Source organism: Clostridium coskatii (assembly GCF_001675205.1).
GTDB lineage: Bacteria > Bacillota > Clostridia > Clostridiales > Clostridiaceae > Clostridium_B > Clostridium_B ljungdahlii.
The window spans coordinates 37,910-54,371 of record NZ_LROR01000061.1 but is presented as its reverse complement, the minus strand read 5'-3'; the positions used below and the strand labels follow the sequence as shown (position 1 = coordinate 54,371).

Genomic DNA, 16,462 nt, shown 5'->3' with positions numbered 1-16,462 from the left:
ATAGAATAGAGGTACTAAAGTGATGGATGAAGAAGGAAATTTGAAAGAAGAATTTTCAATAGAAGGTATACATATGTGGCCAAATGGATATTCGGTTATTCTTGAAAATATGAAAAAATATTTATAGTAAGCACTATGTGTTTATTCTCAATTTAGGAGATTTAATATGGAGGAGTGAGAGTATGGGAATCTTTAAATTTTTCAGGAGTGGTAATAGTGAATCTAGAAATACTTATGAGAAGGCAACTTATGAAAGAGGACCTTTTATGATAACATGTCCTTTTTGCTTTAAAAAATTTAAATCAGATCATGTGGTATTCAGGGCTTCTCACTCGGAAAAGGGCGATCCTGAATATGAAAAGGTAGAGGATGAGCTTCTTAATAGATACTATAAAAAGATAGGAAAAGGAACTTTAGGACCAATGAATCCCGTTGTTAAGGCCCAAGTGCTTCCTGAAAGAAATAAGACTAGAGTGGACAAAGTACTGATTGAAATAAAGGATAAATATGATGTAAGTACAGATGAAAGATTATGTCCTTACTGTCATAATGATTTGCCCATAACTTCAGGAAGAGGACCTTCTAAAATTATATCTGTTATAGGAGCTTCTCAAGTAGGGAAGTCCGTATATATGACAACTCTTCTTTATGTTATTGAAAAGTATACTTGTGAAAGAATAGGGGCATCTCTTATTGCAGGAAACTCTGGTTACAATGATGAGATAAGAGAAAATCAAGAGAGAATTTTTGAAAAAAATTTAATGCTCGATCCTACTCCCAAACAGCATGTAGAACCTTTAATAGAAAATTTAAAATTTAAAGAAGATAAAATTCCACCTTTGACTCTTATTTTTTACGATATACCAGGTGAGGGTATGACAGATAAGGCCTATATGGAAAATCATGCAGAACATATAAAAAATTCAGATGGAATAATATTTCTTGTGGATCCACTTCAAATGAGGACTTTGAGGAAAAAGTTAAGTATTGTGAATAGGGAAAAAGGTGACTTTACGGAAAAGTATCAGGAACCGAAGGATATAATAGTGTATTTGTTTGAAAATTTTATATCCAAGGAATCTAAAGAAAAAACGCACATACCTACGGCAGTAGTAGTTACTAAAAGTGATATGCTTAAGAATTTAAAGGATGAAGAATATATAGGAGAGAACAGTAATATATTTAAAAATTACAATCATGAGGGATTTTTTAATTTAAATGAATTTGAAAATATTGATGGTGAAGTTAGAAAGTTTTTATTGAAAGCTGATGCCCCATTTAAAGGTGCCGTGGATGCTTGCTTTAAAACTGCAGGTTATTTTGCAGTATCTTCCCTGGGTTCTAATTCCAATCATCTTGAAATAGATAGAAGCAGCAGTATAAATCCTATTAGAGTGGATGAGCCTTTTTTGTGGCTGCTTTATAAAATGAATTATTTGGATGGGGGCAGGGAATAGATATGATAGAGCAGCAGTATTATACTAGGGAAAAAAGAGGAATATTTAGCAGTACTCCAGGTTATGATACTATTGCAAAAAGCAGTGGACTTGAGGATGAATTCATAAAAGACACTATTCACAGTTTATGCTCTTATACTGCTCCTGCATTTTTAGCCGGAGAAAAAGATTTAAGTAAATATCCAAAGGCACTTTTTTATGCAAATACTGGAGATGGAAAAATTATAATAGGGCAATCAGTTTTTGCAGGGGAGGACTATACCTTAAAAAGAAACAGGTATTTTACTCACTGCTATGTAATATCTGAGAATGAGAGAAAGTTATACATAGAAAATCCTGAAAAAATAATATATGCCTCAGGATTTGTAGAAAATTATGATATGGAAAAGGGAAATTCTATAGAAAGTTTGAGAGAAGTGAAAGTTGATAGAGTCTGTGATGTGTTTAACTCTATAGAAGATTTGTTTTTAGCTGCTTCTATAGATAAAAATACGTTTATAAATATGGTAAAAGCTTGTTTTGATGCAGCTGCTTTTAATAAAAAGATATATATTGTGGTTCCTTATGATGAAAATATGGATAAAGTTATAAAAGGAATACTAAAATACCTGTATAGGGCACTTCCTTTTGCAGTAAGGAGAAAGGTTGGTTTCACAACTTATGTGAAGCAGCCTGAAATAAAGGAGTTTATAAATATTGAATTTCTACTTGAAGGAAGCATAAAAAGGCTTACTCAAGATGTAAAAGCAGGATATGTTTTTGATATAGCAGATAATAATTTTTATCTTGAAGGAATTGATGAAAGATATCATATTTTTATAGACTTTGTTATGAATAATATAGAAAATGAGCAGGCTTTAAATGAATTCTTTATTCAGGCAGATAATGTTTGCTCTAGAGAAAAATTTACCATTGATATGTATGATAATATTTTATGCCCATCTTCTAAAAATGAAGAAGTTAAAGAAAGTACTATGTGTATGGAGGAAAATGAACAAGTTGAACATAAACATAATCTAGTGTATTTTTTAAAGAAGTTATTTTTAAATAAAGATTAGAGGTGACAAGTAGATGCCTAAATGTAGAGAATGTGGTACAGAGCTGGATGAAAATGATAAGTTTTGTGTATACTGCGGTGCAAAACAGGAAAAGGAACGTGAAAGAGAAGAGGATAAAAATGATGATACAAAGTATTATGGAAAAGAAAATAATGACTATAAAAAAGAAGATAAAAAGCATGAGGATAGCTTAAAGAACAGCGATACTTTTGATTTTAGTTCATCTCATGAAACAAAAAAGACAGATAGAAAAGATAAAGATGAATTTACCAGAGAGATAGATGACACTCAACTTAAAGATAAGCGGCCATTTAATTTCAAAATGATAGGTATAACTATTTTAACTATAATTGTATTTGTTGTTGCCTTTAAGATGATATCCTCACTTATAAATAAAGGTCCCGGCAAAAATGTTTCAAATGTGGAATCCAAGCAAAACGTTTCTTCTGATTTGAATAACAATGATGAAAATGATTCAGATAATAATTCAGGAGAATACGTGATACCTTACAGCAATACAAGGGCACTTACTAGTAATGACCTGAAAGGTATGAGTAAAAAGCAGCTGGCACTTGCTAGAAATGAAATATTTGCAAGGCATGGCTACACATTTCCTACAGAACCATATAAGAGTTATTTTGCAAGTAAGTCCTGGTATAAGCCTAATCCTAATTATACCAATGATGGCAAGGAACTTTCTGCTCTTGAGAGACATAATGTAAAGGTGATATTAACAGCAGAAGGCCGTGGGAAATATGTGTCACCTGGATATGATGCAGATTATTATAAGAAGTAAGCTAGAATACTGACTAGTTATTTCTTTGAAAATGCATAGGGTATAAAAAGTAGAATTTGATATAAAATAGGAGAAATGATATACTTATTCTATAATTTAATATTGAATTTTAGGTACTTGATTTTTAAGTTTAAAAGGGAAATAAGTGAAGAGCTTATGCGGTCCCGCCACTGTAATGAGGAGTATATTTATGAAATTGCCACTTGGAAACAGGGAAGGTGTAAATATACAATGAATCAGAGCCAGGAGACCTGCCTAAAATTTACGGATAGCTTACGTGGATAGGCTTTAGAGTAAATTAATTTACTTAAAAACTGTTATCTATGGGTAATAGTTTTTTTAGTTTATTGAATTAATTGGAGGGAGTAACTAATGTTTAAGAGTAGCAAAAAATTTGTTTTACTAATTATGATTACGATTACTGTATTTTTGGCGGGATGTGGAGCATCTAATACAAGCAATTCTACTACAGACAGCAGCAAAAGTGAATCTGTTAAAAATACTACTTATCCTTTAAAGTTAAAAGATTCAACTAATACGGAAATTACAATTCAAAGTGAGCCTAAAAGGGTGGTATCCTTATCACCTAATGTTACAGAAACAATTTATGCATTAAACAAACAAAATATTTTGGTAGGTAGAACTGATTTTTGCACGTACCCTACACAAGCTTCTAAAATACCATCTGTGGGTACTGTAACTGACCCAAGTGTTGAAAAAATTGTTGAACTTAAACCTGATGTTGTAATAGCGTCTAATTTAACTAAACCGGACATTTTAAAAAAGCTGCAGCAGCTTAATATAAAGGTTTTAACTATTTCAAAAAATGAAAGCTTCGAAAATACTTATAATAATATAGAAAATATAGGAAAAATAGTGAATGCTAATAAAAAGGCATATAGTATAGTTTCAAATATGAAAGAAAAAGTTAAAGTTGTACAGGAAAAGGTAAAAGGAAAGAGCACCCCTACAGTATATTATGTAGTAAGCTATGGTACAAGCGGCGATTTTACTGCGGGAAAAGACACTTTTGTAGGCAAGATGATTGAAATGGCAGGAGGCAAAAATGCTGCTTCTGATGTTACAGGCTGGAATTACAGTCTCGAAAAACTTGTTGAAAAAAATCCTGATATACTTATATGTTCCAATAAATTTAATAGCAAAAATGGCATTAAGTCTACAAAGGGTTATAAAGATTTGGATGCTGTAAAGAAAAATAAACTTTTCGAAATTGATGAAGATATTATAAGCAGACAGGGACCTAGACTTGCAGATGGGTTAGAAGCTCTGGCAAAGATAATTCATCCTGAAGCATTTTAAGTATATATAAGAGAGGAATATGCTTATGAAATTTTCCCGAAAAAAACATTTTAAGTTGTTTTTTTGCATTTGCATAGTAATATTATTTTTTTCGGCAGTAATATCAGCTATGCTGGGTTCTGCAGATATATCCTTCAAGGAAACACTGTATGTGATACTAAGTAAAATACCTATTGTGGGAAGTTTAGTTTCTACAGCAAGTATGTCACAAAATCACATGCTCATAATATTACAGATACGTTTACCAAGGATAATAACTTCAGCATTAGTTGGAATGGGATTATCAGTAGTAGGTGCATCCTTTCAGGCAATATTTAAAAATCCAATGGCAGATCCTTACGTACTTGGAGTATCTTCAGGAGCTGCTCTTGGAGCTGCAATTGGATTTATGCTGCAGCTGGATACTTTGCTTTTAGGATCTACAGCTATTACTATGATGGCTTTTGTAGGATCTATTGCAACTACTGTTTTGGTTTATAACATAGCCAGGGTAAAAAACAAGATACCACCAACTACACTGCTTCTGGCAGGTGTTTCTGTGAGCTTTCTTCTATCTTCAATAATATCTATAATAATGGTATTCAACAGGCAGCAGGTTGAAAAAATTGTTTTTTGGACAATGGGAAGTGTTTCTGCAGCAACCTATAATCAAATATTGATGCTGATGCCTTTCATATTCTTGGGTGTAATTATAATACTTTTATTTTCAAGAGATCTAAATATAATGCTTACAGGGGATGATACTGCTAAAAGTTTAGGCATAGAAGTTGAAAATGTAAAAAAAATAGTACTTGCTGTTTCCTCGATAATTGTTGCAGCTTGTGTGTCTATAAGTGGTGTAATAGGGTTTGTAGGACTAATAATTCCCCATGCAGTACGTATGGTATTTGGACCTGACCATAGGGTGCTATTGCCTTTCTCATTGATAATTGGAGCTGTGTTTATGATTATTTGCGATACAGTGGCAAGAACTGTAGCTGCCCCTTCTGAAATACCTGTGGGTGCTGTAACTGCTTTATTTGGATCTCCATACTTTATTTATCTTTTAATAAAATCTAAAAAGAGAGTGATATAATGAATAATTCAAATTTGTGTGCAATTGAAGTTAAAAATTTAAATTACAGTTTTGATGAAGTTGATATACTTCATGATATAAACATAGATTTTAAAAAAAATAAATTTTATTCGATTATAGGGCCTAATGGTTCTGGTAAAACTACTTTACTAAAAAATATTGCTAAAACCTTGAAGCCTTATAAGAGCACAGTTTTTATAAAAGATAAGGATATACTGGATTTAAAAAGTAAGGCACTGGCAAGAAAACTTGCGGTAGTTCCCCAAAATAGCAACTTGGATATGGATTTTTCCGTACAGGATATAGTTTTGATGGGAAGGGCGCCTTATTTTTCGAAACTTCAAAGTGAATCAGAAAGTGATTATAATATTGCTAAACAGGCTATGGAGGTTACTAATACCTGGAGATTCCGTGACAAGTTTATAAATCAGTTAAGCGGTGGTGAAAAACAAAGAGTTCTTATAGCACGGGCACTTACCCAAGATACGGATATAATACTACTGGATGAACCCATATCTAATCTTGACATATACCATCAGATTGAAATTTTGGATAATGTTAAATCACTCAGCAAAAAGATAACAGTTATAATGGTACTTCACGATTTAAATTTTGCAGCACAGTACAGTGACCATGTGATACTTGTAAATAGTGGAAGAGTTGTAATGCAGGGAACTCCTCGGGAAGTACTCACAGAAAAAAACATAAAAAAGGTGTATAAAATAAATGTATGCATAATAAAAAATCCAGTTACCGGCAAGCCATATATAATACCTATAGGACAGGAAAGGGACTGCCCCAATATGAAAAACGGAAATTTAGATGATTAGTTCATAGATACCTAAAATTATAATACTAATGCCAGATACAAAAGGAGCATATTTACCGAAAAATTTAGACAAACAGCTGCTGCCTATAACACATCCTGCAACTAGGCCTGTTGTACTGAGAATGAAGGTAAATATAGTGGCAAGTAATATATTGATACCAGTTATACTTGCGCCTATACCTACTCCAACATTATTTATTGTGAGAGCTAAGGCTAGAAATATAGATTCTTTAACATCTATATAGCCTGAATTATCAGCGTCGGCTATTTCTGGATTGTCCAAAAGATTTTTATAGGGTAAAAGATTATTTTCAGCATTACACAGTTTTTTATTTTCATTACAGTGATCTTTTATAACAGCGTCAATTATAAACCATATGCCCATTAATATCAAAAAACCGCTTCCAATGATATTGGCTATATTTTCAGACATAAACTTAATTAGAAATTTACCTAGAACCATAGATAGAAATGTTCCTGCAGTAGCAATTAAAGCTATTAGAATAGTACTTAATGGACTAATTTTCATTTTTTTAATACCATAGGATATTCCTACAGTGAAACTGTCTATATTTGCGGATAAGGCAAATAAAAATGAAGGCAATAAGTGCATTATGTTCCTCCTATAGTATGGTTACTTCTATAGTATATTCATAATAAGATACAATGCTACCACTATTTACTTTTGCTTTGAAGATGTATCTAATTATGTATTTGTAAAGATAATATGGAACAGATGGAATAATGTACATCGCCCACCTATTGTTGATTTTGGGGAGATAATATGGTAATATACTGGTATATTAAAAGTCAATAGAAATTTGCAAAAAATAGAAAATATTTTTTAGCTTATGTGAAGGGAGAGAAAAAATTGATTAAAAATTTAAAGAATCTTTTAATGTTTGCATCAATTGTTGTAATGTATCAGCTAAATCCGTGTAATATTGTATTAGCGAGTGATGTTTCTACTAATACAACCAAACCCCAGACTCAAGTAGTATCAACTCAAGACAATTCAAAGTCCCAAACATTACAAGACACATCCAAAATTTTAGCATCACAAGAGGAATCTAAATACATATCGGAAAGTAATTCTAGTTCTTCAGTAAGTGAAAGCAGTGGTAATCTCTTGCCAGCAAATGCAGATAATGTGGACAACGTTCCTGTGGATAAAAACTGGATAATTCACTTTAACCAACCTATAGATTTGTCTTCAGCTAAAGAAAATGTAAAAATTATAAACAAAAAAACTAATGCAGAAGTGCCGATAAATATATCTTTAAGTAATTACGATAGTTATATGACTGTATCTACAGTTTCAGCTTATGACCCTGAAAGTTATTATATATTGAAAATTGATAATAACCTAATGGGTAGATATAATAAAGTTTTAAAAACTGCTCTTACCATGAATTTTAAAACTGGGGCAAAAATAGAGAATATAGATGATATCAGTGTGTCAATAAACCAAGGTGATAGTTATAAGCTGCCTGATGAGGTAACAGCAGTTATGTCTGATGGAGGAAAAGTGCAGGTAGGAGTTGAATGGAATGAGAAAGTAAATACTTTAGCTTCACCAGGAAAGTATGTTTATCAAGGACAGGTAAAAGGATATAGTAAGGAAGTTGATTTGTCCTTAACTATAAACCCTTCCACTAAAGATGTGGATAGTATAGCTTCTACTTCCATGTGGATATGGGAACTTCAAAATCAAGTGGATGCTTATGGAGGCATAGATAATTTAATAGCAAAATTAAAATCTATGGGTATAAACAATGTGTGTATTAAATACAACGAAGGTTCCAGTCCTTCAGGTGGAGGCACCAATTTTAGAGATGATTTTTTAAAGTATGTTGGATATTTCAAAGAGGCAGGATTTAAAGTAGGAACATGGGGTTACAATCATTTTGATGATGTTCAAGGTGAGGGTAATTTAATTATAGAAGCATTAAATAACAGTGATTACTATGTATTTGATGCAGAAGATGCTGTAGAAAATAAAGCTGAGCAGACAGAGGAAATATGTGAGCTTATAAGAAGCCAGTGCCCTAATGCAATAATTGGGTATACATCTTTTCCAATAGCCAGTTATCATCAGAATATAGCTTATTCAGTTTTTAACAAATACTGTGACTTTTCAGCACCTCAATGTTATTGGGGAGAAATGCAGTGGTCCGTAAATAGATGTTTGGATCAAATGGCTACAGATTATAAAGCATATGGATTGGACAAGCCAATATATCCTATAATACAAACTTACAGTATAAATTATGAAGATTATACTGCATATAGTAAATATGGCTATAAAGCTACAGGTCTTTGGTCTTTGGATGATATAGGACAAACCTTTGTCCAATATATAAATGATATGGGAAGCAAATTTAATAATTAACTTATAGAGTTTCTAAACGAAAAATAAACTTATGCTCCGAATATTTTTACAACCACAAGCACGGTTAAATATTTTGATAAGTCTAAGCAGAAAATTTAAGAAAACCTAAGGGCTTTTGAAAACTCGTACCTCAGACAATTCAAAAGTCCTAAGTTTTTTCATAAATTTTCAACTAAGACTTATATACAAAATATTTAAATGTGCTTGCTTATTGTAAAATATTTCTACGCATAAGTTTATTTTTTAGTTAGAAAATCATGATTTCTAAAAGATTAAATTTGAAAAAGATATATTATATACTCAACTTTTGCAGTTTAAAAATATTGTGAAGCAATTTTTTTGAGAGGACAGAGGACAATTGACATAGGACAGTGAAGGAGTATTTTTCTCCGATACACTACGAAAAATCTTTAATTTAAAAGAAACTCATGTTTTTTTGTTTCTAAGAAGTACTTTCTGAGCAAGCAATTATCTGAAGATCACAGATTTTAGAGCCTGATTAAGCGATGTTTTGCATTAGCAAAACAAGCTTAAAAATAAATTAGTTTTATGACGTAAGGAAGAAAACTCACCTTCATTGTCCTCTGTCCTCTGTCAATTGTCCTCTTGAAAAAGTTGCTTCGCAATTTGCTTATTATATTAAGTTAAAATTTTGTATGTGGTAAAGTATGAGTTATATACTAATAAAATTAGGTAAAAGTTGCAAACGAAAAAAATAAAGCCAGGAAGTGAAATTATGCTTTCTGGTTTTATTTTGGTAAAAATATAGAAAATTGAAAAAATAAGAATTATAATATAATTAGGTTAATTAAAACTAAGAAGGTGAAAGTATGCGTGTTACTTGCGATAAATTATTGAAGGAGTATGATAATAAAAAATCAACTAAAATAGCTAAGAGAGTTAAATTTATAGGAATATTTAACAAGGATGTCTATAATATAACAGCACCCTTTTTAAGCAATGGTAGAACAGTAATAGCTGGTAGAGTTGAATCAAAGAGAAGCAGCGATTCCATGGTTCTTTTTTTTGAAAAATATGAAGATGCATGGTGTCATATAATAGAATCACCTATTATGAATTTGGAAGACCCATTTTTCACAAAGATAGGTAATGAAATGGTAGTAGGCGGAGTTGAAGTGTTTAATGATATAAATGATCCTAATAATCTTATATGGAGAACTATGATATATAAAGGTAAGGACATTTTTCATCTTAAGCTTTTTTTTGTAGGACCTGAAGGAATGAAGGATTTACGCATAACTGAGCTAAAAGATGGTACCATAGGTGTATTAACCCGTCCTCAAGGAGCTAAAGGTGGAAGAGGAAAGATAGGATTTGCAAAGATTAAAAGATTAAATGATTTGAGCATGGGAGTTATTGAAGATGCTCCTATTTTAAATGATTTTTTTAATGATGATGAATGGGGAGGAATCAACAGCATATATCCTATTGATCAAAATAATATAGGACTTTTAGGGCATATAGCAAAAGTAGACGAGAAGGGAATGAAGCACTATTATTCCATGACTTTTGTACTTGATATAAATTCTATGGCATATAAAGACGTACAGATAATTGCAAGCAGAAATGATTTCTTGCCGGGACCTAGTAAAAATGAAACGCTTTATGATGTAGTCTTTAGTGGAGGACTCACATTTAAGGGTAAGAAAGCCATTTTGTATGCAGGAATAAGTGACATTGAAGCACAGACACTTGAAATAGATAATCCATTTTATGATTATATGAATAAAAATCCAGAATTATACTTCGATAATTTATAGGAGGAAAAATGGATATAAGAAGATATAAATATAATCCAATTATAGCCTGCAGTGATATAACTCCCTCTAGTAAAGACTTTCAGGTTATAGGGGTGTTTAATCCAGGGGCAGCAGAGTGTAATGGAGAAGTGGTTTTAGCTTTGAGAATAGCTGAAAGAGTTGAGCAGGAAACGGAAGATTATATGAGAGTCCCCCTTTTAGATGAAAATAATAAGCTTAAATTTGTCACAATAAATAAAAAAGATGAAAACTATGATTTTAGTGATTCAAGAGTTATAAAAAAGGTAGGCAGCAATGTTGATTTTGACTATCTTACTTCTATGTCACATATAAGAATTGCAAGAAGCTGCGATGGTGTAAACTTTAAAATAGATGAGGTTCCTTTTATTTTCCCGGAAAATAAATATGAAAGTTTTGGAGTTGAAGATCCAAGAATAACTAAAATAGACGATAATTATTATATGACTTATAGCGCAGTATCCAAGTATGGTATTGTAGTGGAGTTAGCTGTAACTAATGATTTTAAAAGTTATAAAAAATTAGGTAATATTTTTAATACTGAAAATAAAGACGCAGTGATTTTTCCAGAAAAAATAGGTGAAAAGTATTTTGCACTAAATAGGCCGGTATCAAAGAGTACCGGCAATCCTGTAATATGGATATCTGAATCGGATAACTTGATCAACTGGGGGAATCATAAAATATTGGCATGTACTAGAGAAAGCTCCTGGGACTCTTCTAAAGTAGGGGCAGGTATACCTCCTATAAAAACAGATGAAGGATGGCTTGAATTATACCATGGGGTAGATGATATGGAACATTATTCTATGGGAGCACTTTTACTTGATACAAATTGCCCGGAAAAAGTTATTGGACGAAGTAAAGAGCCCATTCTTAGACCTGAAGAAAATTATGAAAAATCGGGGTTCTTTTCAGATGTTATTTTCCCTTGTGGATCTGTTTTGCGGGAAGATGAATTATATATATATTATGGAATATGTGATAATTCTATTGGACTTGCGATAGTAAAAATAAAGGATATTTTGAATACACTGGATTAAAAATATTTTTACAGAAGAGAAACTTATCTGGGGGAAAGTTATGATCCATAAAATTTCTAAAAAAAGCTTAAAATTAATTTACAATGTTTTTATAGGAATACTGTCTTTAAGCATTATAATTATACTTATATTTGAAGATGCAGGGAATCTTACAGCTAGAGACCTGGATACAGTTCACAAAATAGATAATATAATATGGATGATTTTTGTAGTCGACTATTTTACACGACTTATAATTTCAGACAATAAAAAGACTTTCATAAAGAAAAATATTATAGACTTAATTGCCATAATACCATTTAATATGATATTTCAAAGTTTAAGGATAGTTGAAAGTACAAAATTATTTAAAACTTTAAAATTAATAAATTTTTTAAGATCTTTACGGGCTCTGGCATTCTTCTTTAAGTTTCAAAAATGTTTAAATGAATTTATAAAAACTAATAAATTTAATTATATACTTCAACTTACCATAGTCACTATACTTATGGGAGGAGTGGGGATGCATTTTGCAGAAGGCAGGACACTTGGAGATTCAATTTGGCTGAGTTTTGTAACTACAACTACAGTGGGATACGGTGATATTTCTCCCTCAACCACAGCAGGAAGGATAATAGCATCCATTTTAATGCTTACGGGTATAGGATTTATAGGAACGCTTACAAGTACCATTTCTGCATACTTTATAGATAGGAAGGCTAAAAAGGTACGTAAAAATTTTAAATACAAGGTTTTGGATACCATTAAGGAAGAGTTAGATGACTTTGATAGTTTGTCTAATGAAGATATAAACAACATCTGCAAAACATTGATAGGCTTGAAAAATAAATAGCATAATATAAAGAAGGTTATACATGATTAATGCAATATGTATAACCTTTTGCATATGCAATTAATGTAGATATTATACATAAAATTGATAAAATCTATATAAAAAATACGCCAAAAGGAGTATATGCAAAAAAAAATTACCTGCTACAATCGGAGTTGTATGGAGAATTTCTTCATAGTTTTGTAAAATATTTGGATTAAAAATGAAATGAAAGGAGGAACATCAGGTGAGCAGTATAGTAAATGTGATTCTAAATAATGATTACACACTTCTCATAGAATTGGAACACGGCAATAAAATTCTGTTTAATATGCAGAGGATAATAAAAACAATGCTTTACTCAAGTCTAAAAGATATTGAACGCTTTAAAAATATAAAAGTGGAGGACAAAATAATTTTATGCCAGCCTGTATATTAATTATCACGCAGCCTATAATGATTTTTGCTACAGTTTCTCCATCGGAAAATTTCTAAACAAACTCAATAAAGGGGAGGAAAAATGAATAAAATAAAGAATTTGATTTTTGGTATGCTATGTATTTTAGTTATAATGTGGATAAGAAGTTCATCACTAGTTTATGCAGCTGATGTAAGTGTAACTTTACGATTTAATAGTGATGGTATTTTAACACAACCTCAACAAGTAATGATTTCAAACAGTGGAGATTTTTTTAACAATGAAACAGGCATTCAGAATAGGGGAAATAGCAATGATGGAAAGTGGATAAATTATACATTAGTATCAGGACATAACTATATGGAAGTTGATAATTGGAAGTTAGCTGATGGCAATTGGATAAGTGATAATAACTGGGATCATAGTAGTAATCTAAGACGTGTATATATTAAATTTAAAGATTCGTCAGGAAAGGAATCTGGCGGTGTTTCCCAGACAATAGATAGTACTGGTACAGAAATTATTGACTATACAAAGATAAATGGGGGAGATATGTATACCAATAGTCAAAATGTAACAGTTAATTTTAAAGGAGATAGCATGTATGGATATAATATCGATGGAATAGAAAATGTTAAATGTGGACCTGTTAGTCTTTCTACTGATGGCGGACAAACATGGGGTCAGCAAGAAAATTACAGTGCATCAGACTGGAGTACTCCATGTACTTTACCCATAGGTGATGGAATCAAATATATAAATATATATGGATCTATCTCTACTGTTAGTGCAGGAGATCTAATAATAGCTACAACAATATCCATAATATTGGACAAAACTCCCCCGAGTATTAAAAATGTAAGTGTTACGCCGCAAGCATGGACTAATCAGGCTATAGTAACAGCTAATTTCTCAGATGCAACTAGCGGTGTAGCAAAAAAGCTTTATGCCCCGGGAATGAAGGATATAAGCTATTTTAAAACTGCAGGAGCTGCAGTGCAAACTATTAATGGAAATAGTTTTTCTGTGAATGCAAATGGAGAATATTCAATTTATGCTGAGGATGGAGCAGGAAATGGAACGGTTCAGGTTGTTGATGTAAATGGTATAGGTATGGCTATGGTGAAGTTTTTAGGGGGAAATGGAAGCGAAAATGTAAATGTAAATGTTAATAATTTAGTTATAAACTCATATGGGTCAAGTGGATACGAGTTTAAACTTCCCAATACAGTAAAAGACAATATAGTAAAAGCAGTAAATGATACAAAAGCTAGTGAGGCAGTCATAAGTGTAGAAAGTAAAAGCATTGATGTAACATTTCCTGAAATCTCAAGTATAACTGATGCAGATCTGGAAAATGGGATAACAGTTTTAGTCACTGTGGGAGCAAATAACAATATCAGCCCAGGACAATATATAGCAATTTTAAAAATGACACCAGGCAGTACAGACAGTAATTTTGATTTAACCTTTTCAAACATAAATCCAACAGTTGCAAGTTTTGACAAATATACTAGTTCATCAAATTACAAGGACATTCCAGTAACCATGACACTAAATGGAGGTACATTGAGCAGTATATATAATGGGTTAGCAAAGCTTACTTCAGGGACAGACTATACAGTAAGCGGGGATACAGTAACCATAAGCAAAGCTTATCTTGCAAAACAAACAGCAGGAACAACAGTATTAACCTTTAACTTCAGTGCAGGAAATTCACAGACGCTGTCCATAACAGTGGAAGATACGACTCCGGTAGAAACAAAGGGGACAGGTACTGTAGTAGATGAAACAGGGAAAGCAGTTAAGACGATAGATACTGAAATAACTACTGAAGCTGATAAAACCAGGATGCTTTCTGTGAAAGCACAGGATATTTTACTTGTAAAGGAACCTGATGGAACAGAAAGTCCGATAAGTGATTTATCAAAGATTGGCTTTTCTTCTGAAGGAAATGCAAGGGTTTCAATTTCTCAAGATGGAACCATTAAAATAACAAATTTGAAAGACAGCACGGATTCAAAAATTGATGTAACCTTTGACATGGGCAATGGCCAGAAAATAATAATTGGAACCATTGATATTAAGGTTTCTCAAAATGGAGATGTAAGTCTTGCAAGCAGTCTTATTGATCCTTATGGAATTATAACAGATGTTTCTACGGGAAAAGTTATTTCAGGTGCAAATGTAACTTTGTATTATGCTGACACTGCAAGAAACAAGGCTTCTGGAAAAACTCCTGGTACTGCAGTAAAACTTCCAGTTATAGCTGGATTTAAGCCTGCAGATAACAGCAATCCACAGACAAGTGATTCAAATGGTGCCTATGGATTTATGGTGTATCCTGATACAGATTACTATATAGAAGCAGACAAAAGTGGATATGACAAATATACAAGTACTACCATATCTGTAGATAAGACAATTGTAAAATACAGCTTTAGAATGAATGCAGCTTCATCCAGCTCAAGCGGCGGCTCTGGAGGCAGTGGCGGTGGAACACCATCCCCTGCAAAGGAAGACATAGAAAGGCTGTGGGGACAGAGCAGAATAGATACTTCTCTTGCAATTGCAAAGGCAGCCTACAAGGATAAAGTATCAAAAGTTATAATAGCATCAGGAGACAACTATCCAGATGCACTTTCAGGAAGTATACTTTCTTATAAATTCAAGGGTCCAGTAGTCCTTGTCAGAAATAATGAAGACGATGAAGATAAAGTACTTCAGTACATTAAGTCAAATATGAATAAGGATGGAACTGTATATATTCTCGGGGGAAGTTCTTCTGTAGAGGATGGCATGGAAGAAAAGATAGTTAATGCAGGTTTTAAAAATATAAACAGGCTAAAGGGCAGTGACAGATATGAAACAGCAGCAAAAATAGTAGATGAAGCTGGAGTAAAAGAAGGAACTCCGGTAATCATAGCATCAGGTGAAAATTATGCAGATGCACTTTCTATAAGCAGTGCAGCAGCAATTAAGCAGTATCCTGTACTTATGGTAAAGAAAGATGAAATACCGGATGCTATAAAGAATGAAATCTCAACAATAAAACCTACTAAGGTATTTATAATGGGAATGGAAGGAGCTGTAAGTGAAAAAGTTCAGGATGATATTTCAAAGCTAGCTAAAATAGACAGCAAAGATATTGTACGAATAGGCGGGCAGAATAGATTTGATACATCCCTTAAAGCAGCACAGTATTTTAACTCCCAGGGAAACAAGGTATGTATAGCATCGGGAAATGACTTTGCAGATGCACTTTCAGGAAGCAGTTATGCAGCAAATATGGGCGAACCTATAATACTTGTAAATAACAGTTTAACAGATGATGAAAAATCATTTTTACAGGGTATGAAACTAAATGGTGCCTCTATTTTAGGAGGAACAGGTGCTGTAAGCAGTGAAATTGAAGATGAAGTTTCCAAACTTATAAGTAAATAAAGAAAAGAGAAATTCTCCAT

Annotated in this window: 13 protein-coding genes and 1 riboswitch; of the genes, 12 read left to right on the top strand and 1 reads right to left on the bottom strand. The window is 32.3% G+C overall.

Annotated elements, in window-relative coordinates; all coding sequences use genetic code 11:
- Positions 1-182 precede the first annotated feature (182 nt).
- The 6 genes from CLCOS_RS15625 to CLCOS_RS15600 all read left to right on the top strand — a co-directional run bounded on the left by CLCOS_RS15625 (position 183) and on the right by CLCOS_RS15600 (position 6,536).
- The gene (locus CLCOS_RS15625; RefSeq protein WP_063601393.1) at positions 183-1,457 is read left to right on the top strand and encodes a TRAFAC clade GTPase domain-containing protein; all 1,275 of its coding nucleotides are present in this window, start codon (positions 183-185) and stop codon (positions 1,455-1,457) included.
- 2 nt (positions 1,458-1,459) lie between these two features.
- Entirely contained in the window at positions 1,460-2,515 is a 1,056-nt protein-coding gene (locus CLCOS_RS15620) for a hypothetical protein (RefSeq protein WP_063601394.1), read from the top strand.
- 13 nt (positions 2,516-2,528) lie between these two features.
- Complete coding sequence (locus tag CLCOS_RS15615; protein ID WP_063601395.1) at positions 2,529-3,311, top strand: YARHG domain-containing protein; 783 nt, start codon at positions 2,529-2,531, stop codon at positions 3,309-3,311.
- A 94-nt stretch (positions 3,312-3,405) separates the two neighbouring features.
- Positions 3,406-3,584, top strand: a riboswitch (cobalamin riboswitch).
- A gap of 99 nt (positions 3,585-3,683) precedes the next feature.
- Entirely contained in the window at positions 3,684-4,631 is a 948-nt protein-coding gene (locus CLCOS_RS15610) for an ABC transporter substrate-binding protein (RefSeq protein ID WP_063601396.1), read from the top strand.
- Between the two features lie 25 nt (positions 4,632-4,656).
- Positions 4,657-5,706, top strand: a complete 1,050-nt coding sequence (locus CLCOS_RS15605; protein ID WP_063601397.1) for a FecCD family ABC transporter permease — start codon at positions 4,657-4,659, stop codon at positions 5,704-5,706.
- The gene (locus CLCOS_RS15600) at positions 5,706-6,536 is read left to right on the top strand and encodes a heme ABC transporter ATP-binding protein (RefSeq protein ID WP_063601398.1); all 831 of its coding nucleotides are present in this window, start codon (positions 5,706-5,708) and stop codon (positions 6,534-6,536) included. The genes CLCOS_RS15605 and CLCOS_RS15600 overlap by 1 nt, the downstream gene beginning before the upstream one ends.
- Here the strand turns inward: CLCOS_RS15600 and ytaF are convergent.
- A complete protein-coding gene (gene ytaF, locus CLCOS_RS15595) occupies positions 6,525-7,148 on the bottom strand; it encodes a sporulation membrane protein YtaF (protein WP_063601399.1) in 624 nt (207 codons plus the stop codon). The two genes, CLCOS_RS15600 and ytaF, sit on opposite strands and share 12 nt — an antisense overlap.
- A 258-nt stretch (positions 7,149-7,406) precedes the next feature.
- Between ytaF and CLCOS_RS15590 the strand changes: the two genes are divergently transcribed.
- The 6 genes from CLCOS_RS15590 (at position 7,407) to CLCOS_RS15565 (ending at position 16,442) form a co-directional block, all read left to right on the top strand.
- Entirely contained in the window at positions 7,407-8,927 is a 1,521-nt protein-coding gene (locus CLCOS_RS15590) for an Ig-like domain-containing protein (RefSeq protein ID WP_063601400.1), read from the top strand.
- Positions 8,928-9,757: 830 nt separating this feature from the next.
- Positions 9,758-10,708 (top strand): MTP-1 family protein, encoded by a 951-nt coding sequence (locus CLCOS_RS15585; RefSeq protein WP_063601401.1) that lies wholly within the window; start codon positions 9,758-9,760, stop codon positions 10,706-10,708.
- Between the two features lie 8 nt (positions 10,709-10,716).
- Positions 10,717-11,769, top strand: a complete 1,053-nt coding sequence (locus CLCOS_RS15580; RefSeq protein WP_063601402.1) for a glycoside hydrolase family 130 protein — start codon at positions 10,717-10,719, stop codon at positions 11,767-11,769.
- A gap of 40 nt (positions 11,770-11,809) precedes the next feature.
- The gene (locus CLCOS_RS15575) at positions 11,810-12,601 is read left to right on the top strand and encodes a potassium channel family protein (RefSeq protein ID WP_013237271.1); all 792 of its coding nucleotides are present in this window, start codon (positions 11,810-11,812) and stop codon (positions 12,599-12,601) included.
- 226 nt (positions 12,602-12,827) lie between these two features.
- Complete coding sequence (locus tag CLCOS_RS15570; protein WP_023162790.1) at positions 12,828-13,019, top strand: DUF2442 domain-containing protein; 192 nt, start codon at positions 12,828-12,830, stop codon at positions 13,017-13,019.
- An 81-nt stretch (positions 13,020-13,100) separates the two neighbouring features.
- The gene (locus tag CLCOS_RS15565) at positions 13,101-16,442 is read left to right on the top strand and encodes a cell wall-binding repeat-containing protein (RefSeq protein WP_063601403.1); all 3,342 of its coding nucleotides are present in this window, start codon (positions 13,101-13,103) and stop codon (positions 16,440-16,442) included.
- The last annotated feature ends 20 nt before the right edge of the window (positions 16,443-16,462 follow it).